General features: G+C 40.7%; 24 protein-coding genes. 22 read left to right on the top strand and 2 right to left on the bottom strand.

The window, feature by feature from the left end:
- The first annotated feature begins 147 nt into the window (after nucleotides 1-147).
- The 6 genes from ACIFOD_RS00690 to phoU all read left to right on the top strand — a co-directional run bounded on the left by ACIFOD_RS00690 (nucleotide 148) and on the right by phoU (nucleotide 7,086).
- Complete coding sequence (locus ACIFOD_RS00690) at nucleotides 148-2,277, top strand: peptidoglycan D,D-transpeptidase FtsI family protein (RefSeq protein ID WP_430313131.1); 2,130 nt, start codon at nucleotides 148-150, stop codon at nucleotides 2,275-2,277.
- 356 nt (nucleotides 2,278-2,633) lie between these two features.
- Complete coding sequence (locus ACIFOD_RS00685) at nucleotides 2,634-3,569, top strand: PstS family phosphate ABC transporter substrate-binding protein (RefSeq protein ID WP_430313130.1); 936 nt, start codon at nucleotides 2,634-2,636, stop codon at nucleotides 3,567-3,569.
- 132 nt (nucleotides 3,570-3,701) lie between these two features.
- Nucleotides 3,702-4,607 (top strand): phosphate ABC transporter permease subunit PstC, encoded by a 906-nt coding sequence (gene pstC, locus ACIFOD_RS00680; RefSeq protein WP_397552211.1) that lies wholly within the window; start codon nucleotides 3,702-3,704, stop codon nucleotides 4,605-4,607.
- A 2-nt stretch (nucleotides 4,608-4,609) separates the two neighbouring features.
- Entirely contained in the window at nucleotides 4,610-5,488 is an 879-nt protein-coding gene (pstA, locus tag ACIFOD_RS00675; protein WP_430313129.1) for a phosphate ABC transporter permease PstA, read from the top strand.
- Nucleotides 5,489-5,532: 44 nt separating this feature from the next.
- A complete protein-coding gene (gene pstB, locus ACIFOD_RS00670; protein WP_397552184.1) occupies nucleotides 5,533-6,339 on the top strand; it encodes a phosphate ABC transporter ATP-binding protein PstB in 807 nt (268 codons plus the stop codon).
- Nucleotides 6,340-6,426: 87 nt separating this feature from the next.
- A complete protein-coding gene (gene phoU, locus ACIFOD_RS00665; protein WP_187443284.1) occupies nucleotides 6,427-7,086 on the top strand; it encodes a phosphate signaling complex protein PhoU in 660 nt (219 codons plus the stop codon).
- 51 nt (nucleotides 7,087-7,137) lie between these two features.
- On the opposite strand, the gene ACIFOD_RS00660 is transcribed toward phoU, so the two are convergent.
- Nucleotides 7,138-7,485 carry a helix-turn-helix domain-containing protein gene (locus ACIFOD_RS00660; protein ID WP_430313128.1) on the bottom strand — a complete coding sequence of 116 codons (348 nt, stop codon included), beginning with the start codon at nucleotides 7,483-7,485 and terminating at the stop codon, nucleotides 7,138-7,140.
- 352 nt (nucleotides 7,486-7,837) lie between these two features.
- Here ACIFOD_RS00660 and ACIFOD_RS00655 point away from each other — a divergent pair, with 352 nt between their 5' ends.
- The 9 genes from ACIFOD_RS00655 to ACIFOD_RS00615 all read left to right on the top strand — a co-directional run bounded on the left by ACIFOD_RS00655 (nucleotide 7,838) and on the right by ACIFOD_RS00615 (nucleotide 16,023).
- On the top strand, nucleotides 7,838-8,545 hold the full coding sequence (locus ACIFOD_RS00655; RefSeq protein WP_430313127.1) for a DUF4912 domain-containing protein: 708 nt from the start codon (nucleotides 7,838-7,840) through the stop codon (nucleotides 8,543-8,545).
- On the top strand, nucleotides 8,542-10,857 hold the full coding sequence (locus tag ACIFOD_RS00650; RefSeq protein ID WP_430313126.1) for a glycosyltransferase: 2,316 nt from the start codon (nucleotides 8,542-8,544) through the stop codon (nucleotides 10,855-10,857). The genes ACIFOD_RS00655 and ACIFOD_RS00650 overlap by 4 nt, the downstream gene beginning before the upstream one ends.
- Complete coding sequence (locus tag ACIFOD_RS00645) at nucleotides 10,854-11,861, top strand: NDP-sugar synthase (RefSeq protein ID WP_397552188.1); 1,008 nt, start codon at nucleotides 10,854-10,856, stop codon at nucleotides 11,859-11,861. Before ACIFOD_RS00650 ends, ACIFOD_RS00645 begins: the two co-directional genes overlap by 4 nt.
- Before the next feature lie 6 nt (nucleotides 11,862-11,867).
- On the top strand, nucleotides 11,868-12,449 hold the full coding sequence (locus tag ACIFOD_RS00640) for a hypothetical protein (protein WP_430313125.1): 582 nt from the start codon (nucleotides 11,868-11,870) through the stop codon (nucleotides 12,447-12,449).
- 57 nt (nucleotides 12,450-12,506) lie between these two features.
- Nucleotides 12,507-12,656 carry a 50S ribosomal protein L33 gene (gene rpmG / locus ACIFOD_RS00635; protein ID WP_064091498.1) on the top strand — a complete coding sequence of 50 codons (150 nt, stop codon included), beginning with the start codon at nucleotides 12,507-12,509 and terminating at the stop codon, nucleotides 12,654-12,656.
- A gap of 115 nt (nucleotides 12,657-12,771) precedes the next feature.
- The gene (locus ACIFOD_RS00630) at nucleotides 12,772-13,338 is read left to right on the top strand and encodes a 5-formyltetrahydrofolate cyclo-ligase (protein WP_430313124.1); all 567 of its coding nucleotides are present in this window, start codon (nucleotides 12,772-12,774) and stop codon (nucleotides 13,336-13,338) included.
- On the top strand, nucleotides 13,328-14,110 hold the full coding sequence (locus ACIFOD_RS00625; protein ID WP_430313123.1) for a DUF92 domain-containing protein: 783 nt from the start codon (nucleotides 13,328-13,330) through the stop codon (nucleotides 14,108-14,110). Before ACIFOD_RS00630 ends, ACIFOD_RS00625 begins: the two co-directional genes overlap by 11 nt.
- Nucleotides 14,111-14,197: 87 nt before the next feature.
- Nucleotides 14,198-14,377 (top strand): hypothetical protein, encoded by a 180-nt coding sequence (locus ACIFOD_RS00620; protein WP_113970508.1) that lies wholly within the window; start codon nucleotides 14,198-14,200, stop codon nucleotides 14,375-14,377.
- Nucleotides 14,378-14,499: 122 nt separating this feature from the next.
- Nucleotides 14,500-16,023 carry a rhomboid family intramembrane serine protease gene (locus tag ACIFOD_RS00615; protein ID WP_430313122.1) on the top strand — a complete coding sequence of 508 codons (1,524 nt, stop codon included), beginning with the start codon at nucleotides 14,500-14,502 and terminating at the stop codon, nucleotides 16,021-16,023.
- Here ACIFOD_RS00615 and ACIFOD_RS00610 read toward each other — a convergent pair.
- Nucleotides 16,020-16,898, bottom strand: coding sequence for a hypothetical protein (locus ACIFOD_RS00610; RefSeq protein ID WP_430313121.1), 879 nt, complete (start codon nucleotides 16,896-16,898; stop codon nucleotides 16,020-16,022). The two genes, ACIFOD_RS00615 and ACIFOD_RS00610, sit on opposite strands and share 4 nt — an antisense overlap.
- 141 nt (nucleotides 16,899-17,039) lie before the next feature.
- Here ACIFOD_RS00610 and ACIFOD_RS00605 point away from each other — a divergent pair, with 141 nt between their 5' ends.
- From ACIFOD_RS00605 to ACIFOD_RS00575, 7 genes are all read left to right on the top strand, one after another.
- Nucleotides 17,040-18,500 carry a spore germination protein gene (locus ACIFOD_RS00605; protein ID WP_430313120.1) on the top strand — a complete coding sequence of 487 codons (1,461 nt, stop codon included), beginning with the start codon at nucleotides 17,040-17,042 and terminating at the stop codon, nucleotides 18,498-18,500.
- An 821-nt stretch (nucleotides 18,501-19,321) separates the two neighbouring features.
- On the top strand, nucleotides 19,322-19,528 hold the full coding sequence (locus ACIFOD_RS00600; protein ID WP_113970503.1) for a YqgQ family protein: 207 nt from the start codon (nucleotides 19,322-19,324) through the stop codon (nucleotides 19,526-19,528).
- Between the two features lie 5 nt (nucleotides 19,529-19,533).
- Entirely contained in the window at nucleotides 19,534-20,502 is a 969-nt protein-coding gene (locus ACIFOD_RS00595) for an ROK family glucokinase (RefSeq protein ID WP_430313119.1), read from the top strand.
- Between the two features lie 359 nt (nucleotides 20,503-20,861).
- Nucleotides 20,862-22,730 (top strand): LTA synthase family protein, encoded by a 1,869-nt coding sequence (locus tag ACIFOD_RS00590; protein ID WP_430313118.1) that lies wholly within the window; start codon nucleotides 20,862-20,864, stop codon nucleotides 22,728-22,730.
- 101 nt (nucleotides 22,731-22,831) lie between these two features.
- Nucleotides 22,832-24,025 carry a M14 family metallopeptidase gene (locus tag ACIFOD_RS00585; protein ID WP_430313117.1) on the top strand — a complete coding sequence of 398 codons (1,194 nt, stop codon included), beginning with the start codon at nucleotides 22,832-22,834 and terminating at the stop codon, nucleotides 24,023-24,025.
- Nucleotides 24,026-24,456: 431 nt separating this feature from the next.
- Nucleotides 24,457-25,563, top strand: a complete 1,107-nt coding sequence (locus ACIFOD_RS00580; RefSeq protein ID WP_430313116.1) for a hypothetical protein — start codon at nucleotides 24,457-24,459, stop codon at nucleotides 25,561-25,563.
- Nucleotides 25,563-25,877 carry an MTH1187 family thiamine-binding protein gene (locus tag ACIFOD_RS00575; RefSeq protein WP_430313115.1) on the top strand — a complete coding sequence of 105 codons (315 nt, stop codon included), beginning with the start codon at nucleotides 25,563-25,565 and terminating at the stop codon, nucleotides 25,875-25,877. Before ACIFOD_RS00580 ends, ACIFOD_RS00575 begins: the two co-directional genes overlap by 1 nt.
- The last annotated feature ends 29 nt before the right edge of the window (nucleotides 25,878-25,906 follow it).

Genomic DNA, 25,906 nt, shown 5'->3' with positions numbered 1-25,906 from the left:
CTCTCTTTGCTTATGTCTAGATTATCCTTGTATTTTTCTATAAAATAAGAAGGGATGGTAACGATATAAAGATATTTTTACATAGAGGAAGGGTTGGAAAGATTGAAAAGAAATAGGAGAAAAAGAAAGACGCATGTTCCCGTTCGGATGAATCTGCTGTTTTTTGCCGTGTTCTTATTGTTTTCTCTTCTGGTTCTTAGACTGGGACTCGTTCAAATAGTGAACGGGGAAAGCTACAAGAAGGAAGTAGAGAGAACAGAGGATGTTGTCGTCAATACAGGTGTGCCACGAGGGAAAATGTATGACCGTTATGGTAATGTGATCGTGGATAATGTTCCGCTGAATGCGATTACGTACACACGTGCTAACAACACCAAGATCGAAGAGATGATGGAGGTTGCCTCCAAGCTTTCTGAGTACATTGAAAAAGATACAAAAGAAGTGACGGAAAGAGACAAGAAAGATTATTGGTTGTTAAATAATAAAGAACAAGCAGATAAAAAAGTGTCAGAACAAGAAATAAAAAAGCTTCAAAACAATGAAGATTTATCTGAAGACGATGTGAACGCGAAAGTGTACCAAATGAGACTGGATCGGATCTCAGAGGATGAGTTAGCGTCACTGACTGAAAAAGATTTAGAAATCATTGCGATTTATCGTGAGTTCTCCAGCGGATACGCATTAAATCCGCAAGTTGTGAAGAACGAAGGGGTCACCCCGGAAGAATTCGCCGTCGTCAGTGAACATCTAAGCGAACTTCCCGGTATCAATACCACTACAGACTGGAAGCGATCCTACGTATTTGATGATACGTTGAGGACGATTCTTGGGAACGTATCTTCCTCAAGAGAAGGTTTGCCGAAGAACCTGGTAGATTCCTATTTAGCTAAAGACTACAACCGGAATGATCGTGTAGGGAAGAGTTACGTTGAATTAGAATATGAAGATGTCCTGCAAGGTCAAAAGGAACAAATCAAAAACGTCACTAAAGGCGGTAGCGTGTTGGAATCTGTACTCGTACAAGAAGGTCAACGGGGAAAAGATATCGTACTGACAATCGATATGGAGCTTCAACGTGAAGTCGAAAAGATTATAGAAGAAGAATTACGAAAACAGATTGTGAATCGCGGTGAGTCTCCTAACCTGGATCGTGCTTACGTGGTCATGATTGACCCGAGTACCGGGGAAATATTAGCCATGGCCGGAAAACAGTATGTGAAGAACTCCGAAACAGGCAAGTACGAAATGAAGGATGCTGCGTTAGGAACCTTTACGTCTTCTTATGAAGTTGGATCAGTTGTTAAGGGAGCCACTGTTTTAACAGGATACATGACAGGGAACTTGACTCCTGGTGAAGTGCTGGTAGATGAACCAATAAAAATTGGTAATGATCGACCAAAAACTTCATGGTTTAATCGATCGGGAAGAATACCGATGTCGGACTTGTTCGCCCTTGAGAAATCTTCGAACTCCTATATGTGGAAAATTGCATTTAGAATTGCGGGAAGAGAATATATTCCGAACGAAACCATGATTAATAATCCACAGGCATTCGACATTCTACGTAATCATTATGCCCAATTTGGATTAGGTGTGCCAACAGGTATCGATCTGCCAGGTGAGTCTTCCGGACTTACAGGTAACGACACCACTCCAGGTTTCTTGCTTGATTTAGCGATCGGTCAGTTTGATACGTATACAACGATGCAATTAGCTCAGTATATCTCTACGATTGCTAATGATGGATATCGTGTGGAACCACATATCATGAAAGAAATAAGAGAGCCAACAAACGATCAGGAAAGCCTGGGACCGATTCTGTTTGAAAAAGAGACGAATGTGCTGAATCGTATTGGAGCTACACAAGCCCAAATCGAGCACGTCCAAAAAGGTTTCTACCGGGTGTACCACTCCCCTGATGGAACGGCGTATGATCAATTTAAGGATGCACCGTATAATGCGGCGGGTAAATCGGGTACCGCTGAGACATATGTGGATGGAGAGCTGAACTATAATACGACCCTTATCGGTTATGCTCCATTCGATAATCCGGAAGTGGCTTATGCCACAATGGTTCCCGCTTCACATATCCAAGGAAGTGGAGTGGCCGATCCTTACGTGAATAAATACATCTCCAAACGAGTGATGGATAAGTACTTTGAACTGAAGAAGAAACGTGCAGAAGAAGTGAAGGACCCTACTTCAGTTAACAAGGAAGTAGAAAACGCTGAAGAGGCAGAAGAACAAATGCAAGAAGAAAGAGAACAGAATAACTAAGCAAACTTTAGCTGATTTCCACGAAATGTATTTCTGGAAATCAGCTTTTTTCTTATGGTGTTAAGTCTTTTGACTCAAGATCAAAAGAACATTTTTAGAATGAAAACGGGAATCAGGGTTAAATCTTATAAATATTTGATGTTTTTTAAGCGAACTACATAATTTGCAAAAGTATGTCTAATACTATGTTTAATAAGGATTTCATGAGGTTCTTCAAGTTCTGTGAAGGGTCTGAAGGTGAAGAATAATGTCGAATTTACAAAACCTTTACAAACGGTTAAAACCTCATTAACACTCATCTATTAATCTATTACTCGTAGGACAAAACAACCAAGTTTCTTAGGGGGAATTTAGGAATGAAAAGCTTTAAGTATCTGGCAATGTCAGCAATGATCGGATCAGCTCTTGTATTAGGAGCATGTGGTGCTCAAGGTGGAGCAGAGAATGGTTCAGGAGAACAACTATCCGGCAGTGTAAAAATGGATGGTTCATCGACTGTAGCTCCCATCATGGAAGCTGTTAACGAAGAGTATGCAGCTACACAACCTGATGTAAAAGTATCGATTGGTGTATCCGGTTCTGGTGGTGGATTTGAAAAATTCATCGCAGGTGAAACTGATCTTTCAAACGCTTCCCGTCCAATTAAAGACGAAGAAAAGCAAAAGCTGGAAGAAGCTGGTATAGATTTCACTGAATTCGAAGTTGCTAAAGATGGTCTTACAATCGTTGTTAATAAAGAAAATGACTGGGCAAAAGATATGACAGTCGAGGATCTTCAAAAGCTTTGGGTTGAAGATGGAAAGACAAAGAAATGGTCTGATATCAATCCTGAATGGCCGGATGAAGAAGTGAAATTCTATTCTCCTGGTACTGACTCAGGAACATATGATTATTTCAACGAAGCAATCTTAGAAGAAAAAGATATGGTTAAACAAAACATTCAGCTTTCTGAAGATGATAACGTTCTTGTACAAGGTGTGACGGGTGATAAAAACGCGATCGGATTCTTCGGTTATGCTTATTACCTTGCAAATAAAGAAGAACTTAAAGCGGTTAAAATCGGCGGAGTCGAGCCGAATAACGAAACAATCGAGAGCGGGGAATACACTCCACTATCACGTCCATTGTTCGTATATGCTAAAAACTCTTCTGTTAAAGATAATGAAGCTGTATATGATTTCATGAAATTCACTCTGGAAAACTCTGCTGAAATGGCAGAAGCAGTTGGCTATGTAAGTCTTCCAGAAGATAAAATTAAAGAAGCTACTGAAAAATTAGAAGGTCTTAAATAAGTTTTAATCGTTGTTAAAGTCAAAATGAAGAGATGAGAAGCGATTACTTGCTTCTCATCTTGTCATGTGGATGAAAGGGGTTTGCATTTTATGGCTTCAAATTCAAAAGAATCATCATATTCTGTTGCAGAGATGATATCAAAAAATAGTGGGAAAAGCTTGAATCGCTCTGTTGAAAAGTCTATCCCATGGATCTTGTTTGCAATAGCCGGGGTCTCAGTATTAACAACCATAGGTATCGTATTTACTCTTATCTTTGAAACATTTACATTTTTCACAAGGGTATCCGTATTTGATTTCATAACAGGAACAGAATGGTTTCCATTTTCTAATCAGAATCCAAGTTACGGAATCCTTCCTTTAATCTCAGGAACATTGAAGATTACCGGAATAGCTGTAGTGGTAGCAGTACCGATAGGACTTGCTTCCGCCATTTATTTGAGTGAGTATGCAACAGATCGTTCAAGAAGATTCATCAAACCGATATTAGAGGTATTAGCAGGGATCCCAACAATCGTATTTGGATTCTTTGCTCTAACATTTGTTACTCCTGTATTGGAGTCCTTTATACCTGAATTGAGTATATTTAATGCATTAAGTCCTGGAATTGTAGTTGGGATCATGATTATTCCCATGATTGCTTCCCTATCTGAAGACGCGATGTCGTCTGTTCCGAATTCCATACGTGAAGGTGCACAGGCATTAGGGGCAACTAAATTAGAAGTTGCACTTAAGGTTGTCTTACCCGCTGCTGTATCAGGCATTGTTGCATCGATTGTTCTTGCCATCTCCCGTGCAATTGGAGAGACCATGATTGTAACGGTTGCTGCAGGTGCTTCTCCAAACCTTTCTTGGAATGTTACTGATTCCATCCAAACGATGACTTCGTACATCGTTCAGGTAAGCACAGGAGATGCAGGATATGGAACGACGATTTACTATAGTATTTATGCAGTAGGTTTCACACTATTCTTATTCACACTAGGTATGAACCTGCTTGCTCAATACATCTCTAAGCGATTCAGAGAGGAGTATTAATCATGAAGTATATCAATCAGGAAAATGTCTTGAAAAAGATGTCCTCCAGACTAATGGTGAATAGCGTCTTTAAAGGGCTTTTCTTAATGGCGACTTTATTTGGCTTAGTCATATTATCTGTATTATTATATCGGGTATTCACTCAAGGAATTGGATACTTGGATTTGCAATTCTTACAAAATGTGGGATCGAGATTCCCTGAAAAAGCAGGGATTTATGCCGCCTTTATGGGTACGATCTGGCTGATGTTGGTTGTTGTCATTGTCTCATTCATATTAGCAGTGGGGACGGCCATTTATTTAGAAGAATATGCTAAACAAAACAAAATCAATAAATTTATCAAAGTGAATATTTCAAACCTTGCAGGTGTTCCTTCCGTGGTATTTGGTCTTTTGGGTTTAACGATCTTTGCCCGGGCATTTGCCCTTGGTCAAAGTGTACTGGCAGCCGGTTTGACGATGAGTTTGCTCATACTTCCTGTCATTATTGTTGCGGCACAGGAAGCGATCCGTTCGGTACCAAGAGAGCTAAGGGACGCTTCGTATGGGATGGGTGCTACAAAGTGGCAGACCATTACAAGAGTCGTATTACCAGCTGCAATACCCGGGATATTGACAGGAAGCATTTTAGCGTTTTCCCGTGCAATCGGAGAAACAGCGCCCCTCGTCGTTATCGGTGTACCAACGATATTATTATTTACACCAGGTTCCATCTTGGATACATTCACAGCACTTCCAATGCAAATTTACGATTGGACAAGACGACCACAAGCAGATTTCCATGATGTGGCAGCTGCAGGAATCATCATCCTGTTGGGCCTACTACTAATAATGAACTCGATTGCAGTGTTAATTCGTAATAAGTTTCAGAAGAGATATTAATAAGTTATTAATTGGTTTTTTATTGGATGAAGGAGGCTTTCGAAATGCAAACGATCAAATCAAAAGAAAGTAACATGGTTAATCTTAAAGAAACAAAAGAAGCGGTATATCAAACGAAACAATTGAACTTATGGTATGGTACGAATCATGCGTTAAAGAATATCGACCTGGATATCATGGAAAATGAAGTTACGGCAATTATTGGACCTTCAGGGTGTGGTAAGTCAACGTATATCAAAACATTAAACCGAATGATCGAATTGATTCCAAGCGTAAAGACTTCTGGTGATATCATCTATCGCGATCGCAACATTTTTGACAGTAAATACCGCGTTGAGGAATTGCGTACAAAAGTAGGAATGGTATTCCAAAAGCCAAATCCTTTTCCGAAATCGATTTACGATAACATTGCATATGGACCACGCATTCACGGAATCAAAAACAAAAAAATGCTGGATGAAATTGTTGAAAAAAGCTTACGCGGTGCAGCAATTTGGGATGAAGTGAAAGATCGTCTGAATCAAAATGCATATGGACTATCAGGTGGACAGCAGCAGCGTATCTGTATAGCAAGATGTCTTGCCATTGAGCCGGATGTCATTCTAATGGATGAACCTACTTCTGCTCTTGATCCGATTTCTACATTAAAGATTGAAGAACTGGTTCAAGAGTTAAAAACAGAATACAGTATTATTATTGTTACTCATAATATGCAACAGGCTGCACGTATTTCTGATCGCACAGCCTTCTTCCTGAACGGGGAAGTAGTTGAATTTGACAAAACAGATAAAATTTTCTCTACTCCATCTGATAAGCGTACAGAAGACTATATCTCCGGTCGTTTCGGTTAATTCACATTAGAAGAAGGATAAATGCCAATAGGTGTTTAATTCCTACTATTGAGAAGATAAAGTGTTGAAATAGGAAGGGGCATAAACATGGCAGTAAGAGGACAATTTGATGCGAATTTAAAAGAGTTGCAAACCAAACTAATGGATTTGGGGAATATTGCAAAGATTGCACTTGAGAGAAGTATTGTGGCGTTAGAAGAGAAGGATGTTGATACGGCGCTTGCCATTATCGAAGGCGACCAAAAAGCCGATGATCTGGAAGAGGAAATCAATGATTTAGCCATTCTGACTATAGCTAAGCAACAGCCAGTGGCAACTGATTTAAGAAGAATCATCGTTGCGATCAAAATTGCTTCAGACTTGGAAAGAATCGCAGATTTCGCTGTGAATGTAGCGAAATCAACGATCCGTATTGGTAATGAACCTCTGATTAAACCGATTCATCATATTAAAGAAATGCATGCCATCACATCTGAAATGATTCAGCTTACATTAGAGTCATTTGTCGAAGAAGATGTGGCGAAAGCAAAGAGAATCGCTGATATGGATGATAAGGTGGATGACTTATATGGTGAAACGATTGTAGAGCTTCTGACTCTCAATAAAGAAAAGCCTGAATTCACGGCTCAGATTACTCAGCTCTCATTCATCTGCCGTTATCTTGAAAGAGCTGCGGATCATTCAACAAACATTGCAGAAGGTGTATTCTATCTAGTGAAGGGTCGTCGTTACGACTTGAATGAATAGACACTACCAAAAAAAGCTGTCCTTTTTCGGGACAGCTTTTCTTATGTTTTGTTACAGCTTCGAAATGAGTTGCTGAACTTCTGTTTTAGAAAGTGCGGATTGTTTTGCGATTTGTTCGACAGGTATACCTTGTTGATATAACGCAATGACTTGATTTTTCACGACCTCATGAATAGGTTTCCTGACTGGGGCTGTTCTTTTTAATGGGAAGTCACCATCCACCATCAGCTCTTCTTCCAGTACCCGTATTCTCTTCTTCAACTGATAATGCTCCTGAAGAACATTCATTGACAATTCTTCCATGTCTTTTTCAATATCACGATACCGATCCCGTTGGAAAAACGAAATGACTAGTAATAGGATAGAGAAGCTTACTAATCCAATGAATAGTAAATCCACTATATCACCTCATGCAGTATTATTCTCCTTTAGTTATAGCATAGATAATGGCTTATCTCTATATGATGGAAGGATAAATTTGTGGAAAGAACCAATATTTTGTCGAATGTCACTGGGCAATTATGAAAGAATCTTGTCGTTCTGGTAATGTAATCGCTTTAATATCATTTCAGCATAATAATTTGAAAAAAAAATGCATGATAAACCCCACTATCACCACGTTTAACAAGATACGACAAAATGCGTTTATTGTAGGTTTTTGAATAGGGTGTTACGATGAATTCATAGATAATTGTCATAATTTTTAGATTGAAATTATATAATATTTGGTTACTCTTTAGGAGGAATTGTTTTGATCACAGAAATCATTCGGTTAAAAGAACAAGGAGTGTCATTCAGGAAAATTGCCAAAGAGCTGAACACGACCGTTGGGAAAGTTCAATATCAATGGGTGAAGTATCAGAAGGCTCAGGGGAATCCTACTGTAAATGTGGGTGCCCCTGTAGAAGTGATTGAGCCGGAAGTACCGAAAAAACGAGTAGGAAGAGCTTCCTTTGGAAGAAAGATGCCTAAGCCCCGTGCGAAAAACCCGCGTGCCACTGAATTATCAATCATGTTCTCTACGTCATCCAGAATCTATTGCTATTGGAATATTACACAAGAATGGATTCGCCATGTGAAAAGCCATTTTAAAATGAATGATGACCCTCAATCTTTTGTCCTTCGTTTATATGATATTACATCGATGTCCTTTAACGGGCATAATCATCACTCATATTCAGATTCATATGTTCCCCATACAGAGAGTGATTGGTTTGTAAATGGTCTAAAGGAAAACAGAAGCTACTGTATGGAAATTGGATTGCGCTTACCGTCCGGTGACTTTGTTGCATTCACACGCTCCAATGTACTACATACCCCAAGAACGTCCCATCATCAGGAGTATCATAGTATGAAAGAGTTATTTGAATATGAGCAAGGATTAATTAAAGAACCGAAATGGGTGGAGCATGTGAGCACCTATTCGTATTATGTAATGAATCAGGAGGAAAAGGCATGAAAGGACTTTCGGCAGTGATGATATATCCACAATTTAACGAAATGGCTTTTTCACAATGTAACGAAAGAGAAGATCTACTGACATCCATCCTTCTCGAAAATAGTGCATTATTAGATCTTCTGCAGCGTAACGGAGCATCCGCGATACCTGTCGTGATGAATCCTACCCTCTTCTCCCTTTTTATGAGTGAAGAGTTTAAGGAGAAAGCCCACTCAATCATTCAATCCAATCTTCTACAAGCAGAGCCGCATGAAAAGAGTAAATGGCAGCTGATCTATTCTCAGTGGTCGACCCATGACATGAATTTCGTACAAGCCTATAAGAGTCTGGTGGTAGAAGGTAAAGCTACCGTCATTCCTACGACTGTAAGCTCATTTCCACTGACACATTACAGGACTCCGAGGGCGATTGAATCACAGGTGCGCATGAGTACGTTGTTGTATAAGCAGTATTTCCAAATGATTCCGAAGTTTTTTTGGTTACCGCGGGCAGCATATGTTCCTGGAATTGACTTATACCTTACTAAGCAAGGAATTGAATTCACCTTTATTTCCTCCTTCTCGTATGAACATAGTGAAAAAGAGAGGGATAGCGGTGTCATAAGAACACCCAGGGGGTTAAAGTTAATACCGGTTTCAGAAGGAAGAATCGGAGCATTAGAAGAGAACGTTCATTCACTCTCCGTTGTTTTCATCGAGGATCATTCTAGCTACGGTGAATGGATGAATGGAGAGATCACCCACTCATTAGAGGAGAAGGTGGAATCTTCTACCGCTCTTTCCAGAGTAGGTTTTGGTTATCTTAGGATGGAGAAGCAGAGCCCGATTCTATCTGACCCGGCCATGAAGAATATCCGGATCATTCATCGTATGGAAGAGAAACTTGACGATCTGTATTCTTCTGCAGAACAGACAGAGGTCGCACATCAACTAATGCGGGAATGGGTCGCGAGCATGGAAGGGACGAATATTGAGTCTGGCTTGACGACTATTCACTTTGACAGCTTACTTGATATGGTAACGGGGAGTAAGGTTGATGAACATTTATTCCTTCATCGTAAAAGGGTCGTTCCATTCCCATCTGATGAAATCCTTGAAAAGCTCTTCGCAGGCAATGTAGAAGAGAAAGCAGTGAAACAGGATTCCGTTCTGGTCCTCTCGTGGGAATACCCGCCGAATATCGTGGGGGGACTCTCGAGGCATGTGTATGACCTGGCTAATAATCTTGTGAAAAAAGGGAAACAGGTGCACGTTCTTACGACAAAAGCAAATGATGCCCTGTCACTTGAGAAAATGGAAGGGGTTACGATTCACCGTGTGCATCCCCTGCATCCCTATGAAGAAGACTTCTTCACATGGGTATTTGATTTAAATCAGGCGTTCATTCATTACGCTCATGATCTCTTAAAAGATGAAAGAATCACTCATATTCATGCCCATGATTGGATTGTGTCCACTTCAGCAATGAAACTGAAAGAGTATTATTCGATTCCTCTCATAACGACCATTCATGCAACGGAACATGGACGGAATCAGGGGATTTACACAGATTTGCAACACAAGATTCACCGGGAGGAGCAACTTCTCATTCGTGCATCCGACCATCTTATTGTGTGCAGTGAACATATGAAAGAGGAGATCAAGAGCCTATTTACTATCGAAGCACCAGTCGCTGTGATACCAAATGGGGTGGAATTGGAGAAGCTCGATCAATCCTCTCCTTATAGCTTTGTACAGCCATCCACTCCGTATTTCTTTTCAATCGGACGGATGGTTCATGAGAAAGGGTTCGACACGATTATCAGGGTAGCCTCACAGTTAAAGAGAGAAGGATTCAACATCTCGTTTATCATAGCAGGAAAAGGCCCGATGTTAGAGCATTATCGTCAAATGGTAGCCCATGAAGACCTAGGTGATTGTGTGTCCTTCATCGGATACATTTCTGATAGGGAGCGGAATGATTATTTGAAAAATTGTTTAGCGGTTATTTTCCCTAGCCTTTATGAGCCATTCGGTATTGTTGCCCTGGAGGCGATGGCTTTCCGTAAAGGGGTGGTCGCATCCAATACAGGAGGACTTAAATCAATCGTGAAACATGAACAAACTGGCTTATTATTTGAGCCCAATCATGAACAAAGCCTTTATGGACAATTGGTCTCATTAATTGAAAATCCTTCAAAATCGGAGCAATTAGGGAATCTCGGTTTCAAAATGGCTCAATCCATGTTTAGTTGGGACCGGATCGCTGAACAAACCATCCACGTATACGATGATGTGCTTCTTCAATCAAAAGTAGAAGGCATAAAAAGATGAAGGCCGTGATATTGGCAGGTGGAGAAGGCAAGCGGTTAAGACCCTATACAATGTCGATTGCAAAGCCGATGGTTCCGATTCTGAATAAGCCAATTCTGGAATACAGCATCAACCTCCTCAGGTCATATGGAATTAAAGATATTCTCATCACCACCTGTTACAAAGGCGAAACGATTAAAGACTATTTTGGTGATGGGAAACGGTTCAATGTAAACATTACCTATCTGGAGGAAAAATCACCCCTTGGAACAGCAGGAGGGGTCTTCCTCGCCAGGCACAGACTTCGTGAACCGTTCCTGGTGTTAAGTGGAGATGCATTCACGAATATTCCAATAGATAAAGTCATTGAATTCCATTATGAGAAAAGAGCGGTAATGACCGTGGTCTCAAAAGAAGTAGAGAATCCAAAAGAATATGGGATTTGTCATACAGACGAAAATCGGAAATTGGTTAATTTTATTGAAAAGCCGGAAGAGTGGGTAGGAAATGAGGTGAACACCGGGGTATATATGTTAGATCCAAGACTGCTTGATCGCTATGCTCACTTAGGAGCGAGGGATTTCGGTCAGGATTTCATTCCTCAACTGCTTACGAACAATGAGGAAGTCTATGTCTTCAAAACAAGTGCCTATTGGAGAGATATCGGAAACCCGGAAGAATATAAATGTGCACGTGATGATCTCATGAGGGGGCAATATTCTCCCCCCTCCTTTATAAAAGGCTCCCACCACTCTAAAGACTTTATAGAGCCATTTATCACCAGACTTCAAGTAGCGTGTCCAAATGGTAAAAAACCCATCGTCCTTGCTAAATTACTGGAAACCGTTCCGTCTTCCTCCAGTCAGAAAGAAATCGTTTTTGATCATAGAGATGGTGGCCGAACGAAAATCATCAGTGATTCAAAAAGAGGATTCATCATTTATTCCAAAGCTGACAGACGGAATCTGGCAAGGGAGCTTGCCAGATATTATGGAAAGAAAATAAAAATCTGGCAAAAGGTGTAGAGGCTAATGAAGGAGAATCCGAATGAAAAGTTCCATATCCAAGGAATAGCCTGGAACAGGAATAATGAATATGTACCCCTTTACTCAGAGAAACTAACCACTCTTACCGGCATAAATGTGAAAATTCACGAACATATTGAAGGGTGGGGAGAATCCTTTGCCTTCGAAATGGAAAATACCACAAAGGAGAGCAGGCATTTTAAGGTTTTTTTTCTCATTGAATGGCTCGCTTGTAAAGAAGATGGAGTTGGGGTCTTATCATTATCTAAGGATACGTTCTGGAATTACAGTGGTAAACGTGTTGCCATCACGAATATTGTTTCCTGCGCGGGCTCTGTTAAGAAAACAATCTATCCCCTTAATTTGAAAGGTTTACAACTATGGAAAAAATCCCTGAGTAACGGAAGCCTTTACTACTATCCGATCACCAATGGCCTTAATATGATGGTCTATATGTTAGACTTCTCATTCAAGCCTTTTGAAGTGAAACAAGGCAAAGTGTATGCCATTGAAGGTGCTTTTGAAGAAGAGGTTTCAAATTTAAGCGATAGAATAAAAAACGGACTAGCATTTCCGAAAGAAAAATGATATTATATAAAAGTCGTATGAATAGTAGAAGATGTATATGTTTGGAGGGAAACAATAATGCGTGTAAACATTACTTTGGCTTGCACAGAAACTGGTGAGCGTAACTATATTACAACTAAGAACAAGCGTAACAACCCAGACCGTCTTGAGCTAAAAAAATATTGCCCGAAATTAAAGCGTGTGACTCTTCACCGCGAAACGAAATAAGCAGCCGGATTTTATCCGCTGCTTTTTTTTATGCTCATAACTGTCACAACATCGCATTTACATAGAGAATCCATTAAAATAATATCTGTATAGTAAGCATGGAGGGATATCTAATATGGGAAAAAAAGAACTGCGGAATCTTCAGCTTCAAATATTGAAATCGATCGATCATATAGCGTTTCAACAAAAGTGTTTCCAAATTGAACAATTACTCTTTCAGTCTCCTGAGTGGAAAAACAGTACCACTATCGCGGTGACCATTTCAAAGCTTCCGGAAATCAATACGTGGAACATCATCAAACGGGGATGGGAGGAAGGGAAAACCGTAGTAGTCCCGAAATGTTTTCCGGAAAACCGTGAATTGGTCTTCTATGAGCTTCTTGATTTCCATCAGCTCGAACCATCCTATTTTGATTTGTATGAACCAGCCCCTGACAAGTCGGCCGTTGTACATAATGACGCTATTGAATTGATGATCGTTCCTGGTTTGGCTTATACAGAAAAGGGATACCGGTTGGGGTTTGGTGGGGGATATTATGACAGGTTACTCTCAAGCTATCCGGGTCTGACAATGTCCCTTGCCTTTGTGGAGCAAATGGTCGACACATTGCCAATCGAATCTTTCGACATACCCGTTGGAACGATCTTGACGGAAAAGGGACGGATCGATTGTGGTTCTTGAGTATTTCTTTCTTCTCCTTTTTATTTTCTCCATCGCCATAGCAGGGTGGAAAACCAGTAATTTAAGTCTCTCAGGCGCTGTAATGGCCATAATGATTGGCCTCGCTATTGGCTATTCATATGGGTTTGAGGGGCTGTTTATATTAGGCGTGTTCTTCTTGTCATCAAGCATATGGTCACGCCTTTTTAAGAAAAGCAAGATAGGGATCGAGGAGCGCTTAGCGAAAACGTCCATCAGGGACTGGCAGCAAGTGTTGGCGAATGGAGGTCCTGCAGCCCTGTTTGCCATATTATTCAGTGTGACGGGAAACGAAGTATGGACCCTGGCCTTCATTGCGTCGATCGCGGGGGCAAACGCTGATACATGGGCATCAGAAATCGGTCCTCTCAGTCATAAAATGCCGTTTTCCATAAGAACGTTCAGGAGAGTTCCCAAAGGCACGTCGGGTGCGGTTTCCATCACCGGTACGGTAGCGGCTTTAATTGGATCTGCCCTTATCTCACTGGCCTCATTGATCTTGTTGAATGTCGGGGATGTCTCTCTCTTCTTACTCCTTCTCCTTTCCGGGTTTTTAGGAAACATCCTGGATACAGTTCTGGGCGCGTTCATTCAGTTGGAGTACCGGTGTCCGGTCTGCGATCTTCGAACAGAGTCATCCGTTCATTGTGGACATCACACAGAAAGAACGAAAGGGCTTCCTCTCATGAATAATGAGACAGTGAATGCTATGTCGAGTCTTTTTGCAGGATTACTTATGCTCATATTCTATTGACGGTACCGAAAGAAAGTATCGTTTCCTTGTAATTTAGTGGAATAAGCTTCTCGATAATGATCCAAACTACTAGCAGGAGGGATCATCATGAACGGATGGACAAAATGGTTAGTGCTGGGCGGTTTGGTTCTTTTTCTGATTCCGAATCGATATCGACTGTTAAATGTATTTCTAGGGAACTTTCTCATTAGAAAATTTGCTGTGAAAGCAGCCATGGGGATACCCGGTATTCGCTCTAAATTCATTCAAGGTGCATTCAGAGGATAACAGTGAAAAAGACTGTAAGGGGAAAACCCCTCTTACAGTCTTTTTTGTTTTACAGGTTAAGAAAAGGTTCGGTATAGTAGGGGTAGAATAAGATTTCTTAAAAAAAGAAAGTAGTGGATGATGTGGATTTACGTTATCATTATTTGTTTTGGAAGATAGCTTATCATCTCGTTGAAGATAAACACTATCGAATTCTTAACCTCTCACCCAATCAGGATGAAATATGGCTGGAGAATACCGGTAAGAAAGAAGCGAACGTCATTCGAATGGTCCGGAAAGATCTGGATTGGGGAAACTGGGTCAAGCGGGATATGGAATCGACCTCCGTGAATGGGGAGAAAATCAGAAAATCCCTTGGGAAAAGACAGCTTCAAATGAAGAATATCTATGTCTCCACTTATCCACCTGTAGATGCAGATCCGGACTTATTCCAGGAATCCCTGAACAATCAAAAGACATCCGTTCAGCCACTTCTTCTTCATGGTGATCAGAGTGTCGAAACGCTTAGGAATGACCCTTTATTCAATGACGGGGAATGGGACCTCCCCCCGGAAGTATTGGATGCCAATGTAGAGTGGATAAAAAGCATGACCATGACTTCTTCTTCCAAACAGATACAAAAGGAAAGGCAGCTGTTTGAAAAAGGAAAGCCGTTCTTTACCTATTTCTTCATTGCACTCCAATTGATCATGTTCTTCATTCTTGAACTAAATGGTGGAAGCAAGGATCCACAAACACTGATTGAGTTCGGTGCCAAGTACAATCCCCTCATGATAGAAGGAGAGTGGTGGCGCCTTGTAACCCCAATCTTTCTGCATATAGGAATACTGCATTTACTTATGAATACGCTGGCACTATTTTATCTGGGAATGGCAGTGGAGAAAATGTTCGGGCGACTCAGATTCATCTTCATTTATATGATATCGGGAATTGCGGGATCTCTAGCCAGCTTCCTTTTCACATCCAATCTTTCTGCAGGGGCCAGTGGCGCGATCTTTGGCTGTTTCGGTGCACTGCTGTATTTCGGTGTATTATATCCGAAAATTTTCTTTAGAACGATCGGTACCAATATTATTGCGGTGATCCTATTGAACTTAGTCCTGGGATTTACCATCCCGGGAATTGATAATGCAGGTCATATCGGTGGATTGGTGGGAGGCTTTCTCGCAGCAGGAATGGTCAGCTTGCCGAATGCTCTCCGCCCGCTGCGTCAATTGCTATTTCTGACGGGAAGCATCCTACTTGTTGGGGTTCTTGTGTCGAGGGGGATTGGTGCAGATCCAACCTCTTGGGACGTTAACACTGTGAATGGCGTGGCTCAAGAAAAGATTTCCAATCAAGAGTGGGAGGAAGCGGAAAATATTCTTGTCCCGGTGGTTGAAAATGGCTCACCAAATGCACAGACATATTTCTACTTATCATATGCTGAAATCAAGATGAACAAATTAACACAAGCGAAAGATCATTTGAGAGATGCAATCCAGGAAAATGGTGAGTTTCATGAAGCTCACTACAATCTTGCGTTAATTCTGATCGACTCAGGTGACAGAAAGGAAGCTCTTGTTCATGCAAAAAAAGCCTATGAATTAAATAGGCAGGATGAAAATTATGAAAAACTTTATAAAGAGTTACAGGAGAACACTTAAATGGAAATCTGTTGTTTAAGTACAGAAGCTTCTCCATTTTTATCAATCAGTAACACGAGAACTTCCTTTCGATCATTTTTCACTAATATAAGTGGGATGGAACTGTCTATTGACTCAATGACAGAGCCGTCCTCTTTTTTAATTCCTAAATAATAGTTTTTATAAAGTCCTTCCCATAGGTTGCCTATAACACGTTCCCATTCTTGCTCGGTGAATCCTTCCAAAGGTTGATTTTCTAATTTAGGGAGTTGAGTCAATGGAAAGGATGTATAGTCTTCCATAGGGATTTTCATGGCTGCGATTGCCTTTTCCCATTGATAGTCAAGCTGTTGGGAAGTCACTTTGTCCAGTATGTTTTTCCATTCTTTTTCTGCATCTGTACCGGGTTGTCGGAAGGCATTTAATGGGCTGAAATTCGAATCAATCACATACAGTGTATCTTCAGACATTTTCTGAGCACTCGTTAAATCTGTTTCCGTTTCATGAATTTCAGAATAGTGGAAAGACACAGCTTGAAGGAGACTACTTTCTTTTCCCTTTATGGTTGATTCCTCAACAATTTGATCGGTGTCCTGTTCCCATTCGTTCATGAGCCCTTTTAGTCTCCCGTTCATAAATAAAAAGCCGACATCCTGACGTAAATAGGCAGGTGTATCAAGCTTTGAAGATACCTTCCAGTTCACCTCATAATGATCATTTTTCTTCTCGGGTTGAAGCATCAGAAGGGTAGTGGCAGATTCATAGGAAACATGTTCATTTATCGGGAAAAAAATAATGCTTTCCTCCGTTTGGGGCTTGTAAACATATTGAATCCCAAGAGCAACAATGCACATGATGACAAGAAAGGGCATGGCTTCTTTTAGTCTTTGCTTCATTTCGTTCACTCCAGTAGTATGTCCATTTAGTAAATAGTATGAAGCGCATGATATCAATATGATAGGATGTATGTTTTCTAGTTGCTTTGTCTAGGATGGTAAAGATGGAAATTCATGTAAAGGTATTGGGAGTGAAGGCTAATGACAAATCAAAAGAAAAAGCCTGTCTCTACTCAGATTGAAGAAAACACCAATTATCTAAGGGATACCTTAGCAGTAGACAAAAGCTTTGATGTCATTCAATTGGATTTGGAGTATGCTGAGAGAAAAATGGCGATGTTTTTAGTGGATGGCTTTGTTAAAGATGATATTATGCATTATCTGATGAAGCTTTTGTCAGGACTTAGTCCTGAACAATTAGAAGAAGACACGTTAGAAAAATTATTGAAGACGTACATTCCTTACATAGAGATCGAGCAAGTAGATGATCTGAACCAAGTGATCGATTTAGTATTGGCAGGTCCCACAGCCCTTGTGGTGGATGGTATTGACAAGGTCATTATGATTGATGCAAGAACGTATCCAGTCAGAGGACCTCAGGAACCAGATATCGAACGGGTGGTGAGGGGTTCCAGGGACGGGTATGTCGAGACGATTGTGTTCAATACAGCTCTGACAAGAAGGAGAGTTCGCGATCCTTCGCTTCGAATGGAATATATGCAAATTGGGAGAAGATCCAAAACAGATATAGTCATCAGCTATATTGAAGACATTGCCGATCCAAATTTAGTCCATAAAATCAAAGATGCCCTATCGAAGATCGACACAGATGGTCTTCCCATGGGAGAGAAGACGCTGGAAGAGTTTATTGCCGGGCGCCACTGGAATCCATATCCCATGGTCCGTTATACGGAAAGGCCGGATACAGCAGCTGCGCACTTATATGAAGGGCACGTCATTATTATGGTGGACGGCTCACCGAGTGTCTTGATTACACCGACAACTTTTTGGCATCACCTCCAGCATGCAGAAGAATATAGGAATAAGCCTTCAGTTGGAGCCTACTTACGCTTTGTCAGGTTTATCGCTGTGTGGAGTTCGATTTTCTTACTGCCGTTTTATTATTTATTTGCCATTCATCCTGAACTATTGCCGGAAGCAATGAGTTATGTCGGGCCAAATGATGTTGGGGAAGTACCGTTGTTCCTCCAATTTTTAATCATTGAAATCGGAATCGATATTCTAAGGATGGCAGCTATTCATACCCCTTCTTCGTTAGCTACGGCCCTTGGTCTCGTTGCTGCGTTAATGATTGGACAAGTGGCGGTGGAAGTTGGTCTCTTAATTAACGAAGTCATCCTTTACCTGGCCATTGCAGCAATCGGTACCTTTGCAACGCCAAGCTATGAGATGAGCTTAGCCAACCGGTTAGTCAGGATCTTCTTATTGATCTGTACTGCATTATTCGGAGTGTACGGATTTGTGGTGGGTATACTGCTATGGATTATCATGCTTTCAAGAATGAATTCATTTGATATTCCATATATGTGGCCATTTATTCCGTTTAATTTGAGAGCATTCCGGGACGTATTCCTGCGTTCGCCAATGCCGTTGAAAAACAGACGACCAAGATTCTTACACCCGAAAGATCCCGATCGTTAATATAAGATGAAGAGATTTCCTTATTGAATATTCCATTAAGGAGGTCTTTTTTGTTTTTTAGATAGGCTCTGTTCATAATTTTTTCTTGTAACAGTGATTTGCGAACAAAATGTTGACCGTTCCTTTCCGCTCCAGGCACTTGCTTTCCGCGGGGAGGAAGTCGAGCCTCCTCGACGTTCCGTCTGTGGGGTCTCGACCTTTCCTCTATTTCCCGCAGGAGTCAAGTGCCTTCCGCTACAATCCACTCTGTGCTATTACATTCTAACTGCCTATAAATATAGATAAGAGATTACAAAAATAGCTCATATTGTAGAAAGTTTGTTCATAAAAAGAAACTTCCTACTAAGAATACAAAACACTACAAGGTGGGATTTAACCCCAAATGAAAACGCAGATATATAATGTGGTGGAACATTGGACGACTATTCTCTCGATTGCTAATCATGCCCCAGGGTTTTGAAAGTCGTAACCAAATTCTTAGATAGGCTGTCTTCATTTTAATTGTTTTTCTCACTATTAAACTCTGTTATGAAAAATCTATTAAAGATGGTGAGGGGAACTGCGTAGACTCCTGCGGAAGTACGGGCGTGCCGAGACCCCGGAAGCGAAGCTGAGGAGGCTTGGCCGCACGTCCGCGGAAAGCGGAGCAGTTCCCCTCACCATCCAGCACACTCTGGTTGACAGAGTCATATCTCATCTTTGTTATATAACAACAACCTTCGTGAAAAGAACCTAGAAGGGATATTTGATAGCTGCGTATTGAGAAGATGGGGATTTTCACTTATACTTTAATGTGAATGATAGAAAGCAGGGTGTATGATATGAAAACGATTTATGATATCCAACAGTTATTAAAAAGTTATGGAACCATTATCTATGTTGGGCATCGTCTTTCTGACCTGCAACTAATGGAAGGCGAACTAATAGAACTTTATCAATCCCAGCTGATCGAAACGCGGGATTTTCAAACAGCTTTGTTTTTGTTGCGACATGAAATAGAAATTGAAAAAGAAAAACAGGACAGGTGATAAAGATGACAGAAAAATGGTTGGTTGGTGTAGATTTAGGAGGAACGACGACAAAAATCGCGTTCTTGAATAAGTACGGTGAGCTCTTACATAAATGGGAAATCCCTACTGATAAATCAGAGAATGGCAAAAATATTATTGTAGATATTGCTAAAGCGATTGATAAGAAGCTTGAAGACTTAGATCAATCAAAAGATAAACTGGTCGGAATCGGAATGGGTGCGCCGGGACCTGTCGATATGGCGAAAGGGATTATTTACGAAGCCGTTAATTTAGGCTGGGACAAAAATACGCCATTAAAAGATTTACTTGAAATGGAATCAGGTTTATCAGCCGTTATTGATAATGATGCAAACTGCGCAGCACTGGGTGAAATGTGGAAAGGTGCAGGAGACGGAGCGAAGGATATCGTCTGTGTGACCCTTGGAACAGGTGTTGGTGGGGGAGTCATAACCAATGGAGATATCGTGCACGGGGTGAAAGGTGCAGGTGGTGAAATCGGGCATATTACCGTTGTTCCTGAAGGTGGGTTCCAGTGTAACTGTGGAAAGACCGGTTGTTTGGAAACGGTTGCTTCTGCTACTGGAGTCGTTCGTCTCGCAAATGAAAAACTGGATGCTACAACGAAAGCGTCTGTCCTGCGAGGGATAAGAGAGTCCCATGGAACAGTCAGTGCAAAGGATATTTTTGATGCAGCCAGAGAACAGGATGAACTTGCCCTTGAAGTCATTGATCAATTAGCCTTCTATTTAGGGTTGTCCCTCGCGAATTTAGGGAATGCCCTGAATCCTGAAAAGATTGTCATTGGTGGAGGAGTTTCCAAAGCGGGTGAGATCTTATTAACCCCGGTCGTGAAATATTTCAAGCAATTTTCATTCCCTACCGTCCGTACTTCAACAAACTTGAGCATTGCTACACTTGGAAATGACGCCGGTGTGATCGGTGCAGCCTGGTTGGTAAAGAATAAGATCTGATGAAATAAAGTTGCATAATCAGTGGAGAAAGAGCTTTCCTGTAAAGGAGGGTTCTTTTTTCTGTGATTCTACTAAAGGTCACAACTAGTCTTTATGACTCAGGGACGAAGGAACCGTTTTTAAAAAATATAGTTATTTTGAAACTTTCAACGGTTTCAATCGTCTAATAGTATGGGTAAGAGAATAAGACTTAAATAATTATTATACATGAGTGATGTGAAATGAAGTTTGACGTTTTGTAAAAAAAGTATTAAGATAGGTCAAGGTTGCACGTCTGGGATTACCTAATTTTACCATTACAAATATTACATGAATTTGTTACATACGAATGAACCGTTTGTAGCAAGGAGGTTGATTAAATGAATTTGAAAAAGACACCAAAGGCTTCTCTTATTATCATCGCTGCATTGCTCCTTTGGGTTAAAACGTACATTGTCTATAAAACTAGTTTTGATATAAAGATAGAAAATACACTCCAAGAACTTATACTCTTCATCAACCCACTAAGTTTCTTACTTTTTATCTTCGGAGTAGGACTACTTCTTAAGAAGGATAAGTCTCGCACCCGCTATATTATCACTGCAAGCTTCGTCCTATCGTTTATCCTATACGGAAACGTTGTTTTCTATCGATTCTTTGATGACTTTTTGACACTCCCCGTCCTGTTTCAAACAAGCAATTTCTCTGATTTAGGTACGAGTGCCAGCGCCATTATGAGCTGGAAGGATTTATTCTATTTTACAGATGTCATTGTGTTAATTCTGTTCATCAAGTTAAAGCCAACATGGTTCTCTCTGCAAAACTATAGCAGAGCCAATCGACGTGCGTATTTCCTAGTTGCCACGGCCCTTGTTTTCTTTAACCTTGGCTTGGCAGAATCGGAACGACCACAGCTGCTGACAAGAACGTTCGATCGTGAAATGTTAGTAAAGAATATTGGAACGTATAATTACCATGTGTATGATATTTTCTTACAATCAAAGTCTTCCGCTCAACGAGCAATGGCAGACGGCAGTGAATTAGCGGATATTGATAACTATGTTCGCGCAAGTTACATCGAACCTGATAAAGAAATGTTTGGTGTGGCAAAGGACAAGAACTTGATCATCGTATCACTTGAATCACTACAGAACTTTGTCATTAATAGCGAAATGAATGGTCAGGAAATTACACCTTTCCTGAATGACTTTATTGGAGAAAGCTATTACTTCGATAATTTCTACCATCAGACTCAGCAAGGGAAAACGTCTGATTCCGAGTTTTTACTCGATAATTCCCTTTACCCATTGAACCGTGGGGCGGTATTCTTCACGCATTCAGGAAATGAGTTTGAATCCATGACGGAAAAGCTTGGAGAAAATGGATACTATACAACCGCTATGCATGCAAATAATAAAAGCTTCTGGAATCGTGACATTATGTATGATTCCTTAGGATATGAACGTTTCTATTCTTTACCCGACTATGAGGTAACGGAAGAAAATTCTGTTAACTGGGGTATGAAGGATATTCCGTTCTTTGCGCAATCTGTTGAGCATATGAAAGAGATGCCTCAACCATTCAGTACGAAGATGATCACACTGACGAACCATTATCCATTTACACTGGATGAAGAAGATAAGCTTATCGATCCTTATACATCCAATGACGGTACGGTCAATCGTTATTTCCAAACGGTCCGTTACATGGATGAAGCTGTAAAGAACTTCATTACAGACTTAAAGGAATCAGGTTTATATGAAAACTCTGTTATCGTGATGTACGGAGATCACTACGGCATTTCCGAAAATCATAATAAGGCCATGAGCCAATATCTTGGTAAAGAAGTTACGCCAGTTGTAAGTACACAGCTTCAAGAGGTTCCTTTAATCATTCATGTTCCTGGACAGGATGGAAAAACCATTTCTAAAGTTTCCGGGCAAATTGACTTAAAACCAACGATTATGCATCTTTTAGGAATCGACACGAAGGAGGATATCCAGTTCGGTTCTGATATGTTCTCCAGTCAGAAAGAAGATCTGGCCATTCTGCGTGACGGTCGATTCATCACTAAGGACTATGTTTTTGCAGGTGAAAAGTGCTGGAATAAAGAATCCGAAGAAACAACGGATATGAAATACTGTGAGCCATACAAAGAGCGTGTAAATGAGGAGCTGGAATACTCCGATAAGATCATTAATGGAGACCTTCTCCGCTTTTATGGTGAAAACGAAAACCATGATGAATAAGTAAGAAAGAGCTTGCGAAGAGATTCGCAAGCTTTTTTTGTCATGAATTATAGAACCATTCATACATGTAAGTAAGGACGTATGTATAGGGAGGTTCCTTCATGAAAGTGAAAGTTCGTAATGGCGATTCTCTTTGGTACTATAGCCAGCTGTTTTATATTCCAACCCAATTAATCATTGACTCGAACCCTTCCGTTGATCCGAATGGATTGAAGATTGGGACAGAGATAGAACTCCCTGGATTCAGAAAAGAAAGCCATACCATAAATAAAGGAGATACCTTTTGGACGCTTGCCGAGCAGCGGAATATAGGAGTAGACGCCTTACTCCTACTGAACGAAGGAGTTAATCCTAACCGTTTACAAATAGGGTCAAGCATTTTTCTGCCATCAAGAGTGGTATATCCGCTAGTCAATGGGAAACAAGCCTATAGCTCCGAAACATTCGAAGAAGATGTGAAAAAATTAAAAGAGGTCTATCCATTCATCAAATTAAACTCGGTCGGCGAAAGTGTCCTTGGTAAAGATCTCATTGAAATGAGAGTTGGAACAGGAAAGAAAAAGGTTCACATAGATGCTTCTTTTCATGCAAATGAATGGATTACCACTTCCATCCTAATGACGTTCATTAATGATTATTTATTATCGTTAACGAATGGAAATCTCATGAGAGGAATTCAAACCCTCCCTTTATATGAAGTGGTGACAATATCGTTTGTACCTATGGTTAATCCGGATGGAGTAGATCTCGTCTTGAATGGTCCGCCGAAAGACAAACGAAAGGAATTGATCGAAATCAATCGGGGAAGTTCTGACTTTACAGGCTGGAAAGCAAATATAAGAGGAGTAGACTTGAATAACCAATTCCCTGCCAAATGGGAGCAGGAAAAAGAAAGAAAGGAAGAAAAAGCACCAGCTCCGAGAGATTTCCCAGGATATAAGCCTCTTTCAGAACCTGAAGCAGTCGCTATGGCAAAACTGGCCCGACAGGAAAAGTTCGACCGGCTGCTTGCCCTCCACACTCAAGGGAAGGAATTCTACTGGGGCTATGAAGGGTTAGAGCCGCCGGAAGCTTCAAGGCTTTCAGAAGATTTTAACAGAGTAAGCGGATATGAATCTGTCAGATATATAGATAGCTACGCGGGTTACAAGGATTGGTTCATTAAAGAATTCAAGCAAGCGGGGTTTACCATTGAGTTAGGAAAAGGAATAAATCCTCTGCCCCTCTCTCAATTCAACGAAATCTACCAAGACATGCTCGGAATCTTCCTCGTATCCATCTATCGCTGGTACTAACAAAAGCGGAGGCGGCTCGCTCAGCCCCGACAAGCATAAGATGAATTGGCCGGGAAGGCGTTCTTTGCCTTCTTGGCCAATTTAGCTTATGACCTCGAGGGGCTAGCCGCCGGAGCTGGATGAAACAAAAGCGGAGGCGGCTCGCTCAGCCCCGACAAGACTGTATGAAATTCGACTTATCATAAAAAATGAATCGAAAAATCTTTTGACAGGTTCCATAAATAACTATTGTACAAAGTGAAAATCAGGAGTAAAATAAATCATCATCCTATTTAAAGAATAACCGATCGTGGTGACCCAAATGGTGTGCGAGTAATCATCTGGTCATCACTTTTTTGAATTTTTGTAATGTTTTTTTAATAATTTTGAAACATTTTCTGCTTTGAAACGTACTAATTAGTATGAAAAGAATGGAGGGAGGGAGAAGGATAATGAATAAGAAAAAGGTAAATGTATTGCTGTTTTTTCTGTTAAGTATTCTGTGGCTGTCAGCTTGTCAAACTGAACAAACTCAAACTTCTCCCCCCGTGAAAGAGAAGACTGAAAACAAGGAAGTCGTTGCAGGAATTCTTGCTCAAGACAGTTTTGTAGAAAACATAGGCTGGCTTTCAGATTCAGAGATTCTATCCGTACAAAATGATGATGATCTATCCTCTTTATATATATATAATCTCTATGATGGAAGCAATAAGAAAATCTATGGTATTCCTTCGTCATTTGTGAGTGCAAGCATCTCACCCGATAAGAAAAAAATACTCATACATTCTGCACCTGCCTCGTATTCAGCCCGGGTGACGATAATAGACAGAGCAGGAGAGGTGTTGTTTCAGGAAGACATCCCATCCTACGAACTGACTCATTCCTGGAACCAGTTTAATGACAATGCATTACTCATGACCAGCTTCAGCGAAGATTGGAGCTTTCAAGTCTTTCATATTGATGTAGAAGAGGGAACCATGGATTCTATTGAAGTAGAGCAGCCATTTGTTCAGTGGCAATCCAAATCTTCCATTCTTTTTCAAGATTGGAATAAGGAAGAAATCAGCGTTGCGGCTCCACTCGTATCCCAGAATATTCAGGGTGGTGGGAAGGAAATGATTGTGGATACAAGCGTCCACTTCAATCAATTTAAGGATTCTCTTTTATCTATCTTTTCTCGTGAAGAAGAAGGTCCGTTTGCGTATCAATTCATTACTGCAAATGGTAAGATTCAGTCAGAATTTACAGTAGATCTGTTGAGCCGTTATTCTGATTGGTTAATTCCTCATTATGATATGATAGAAGGGAAGGGTCAGTTGATTACTTTCGTAGCAAATGAACAGGGTTCCTTTGATACTTACTCTGGTACATTCTCATTAGAAAAATGGGATACGGTTTCTGGAGGAGAAAATGTTCTTTTTGAGGACCTTCCTTTAGAACCTATTCAGTGTTCACCCAATGGGGACTATTGTTTATATGGAAATCAACTTGAGAAAGTAATCGATTTGACGGACTCAACCATCATTCAACTACTGAAAGAAGAAGGAGCAGATCTATAATGGCAATCGTTGATGTAACAGTCATTCCAATCGGGACGGAATCACCAAGTGTAAGTTCCTATGTAGCGGACTTACATAGAATACTTAAAGAGTATGAGGAAAAAGGGGAAATCCGTTTTCAACTAACCCCGATGAATACCATCATCGAGGGGGGTCTTCCCGTTTTGTTTCAGGTCATACAAGACATTCATGAATCCCCTTTCCAACAGGGGATCAAACGGGTAGCAACAAATATTCGAATCGATGATCGCCGTGATAAGAAGTCGACAATGGAAGGAAAACTTTCTTCTGTACAGCGTCAATTAGAAGAATAAGCAACAAATAAGGGGTGGGTATCTTTAAG

The organism is Rossellomorea sp. NRS-1567, assembly GCF_050467885.1.
Classification (GTDB): Bacteria; Bacillota; Bacilli; order Bacillales; family Bacillaceae_B; genus Rossellomorea; species Rossellomorea aquimaris_C.
Note: the sequence above shows the minus strand (reverse complement) of the source record. Positions and strands in the feature narration are given on the sequence as shown.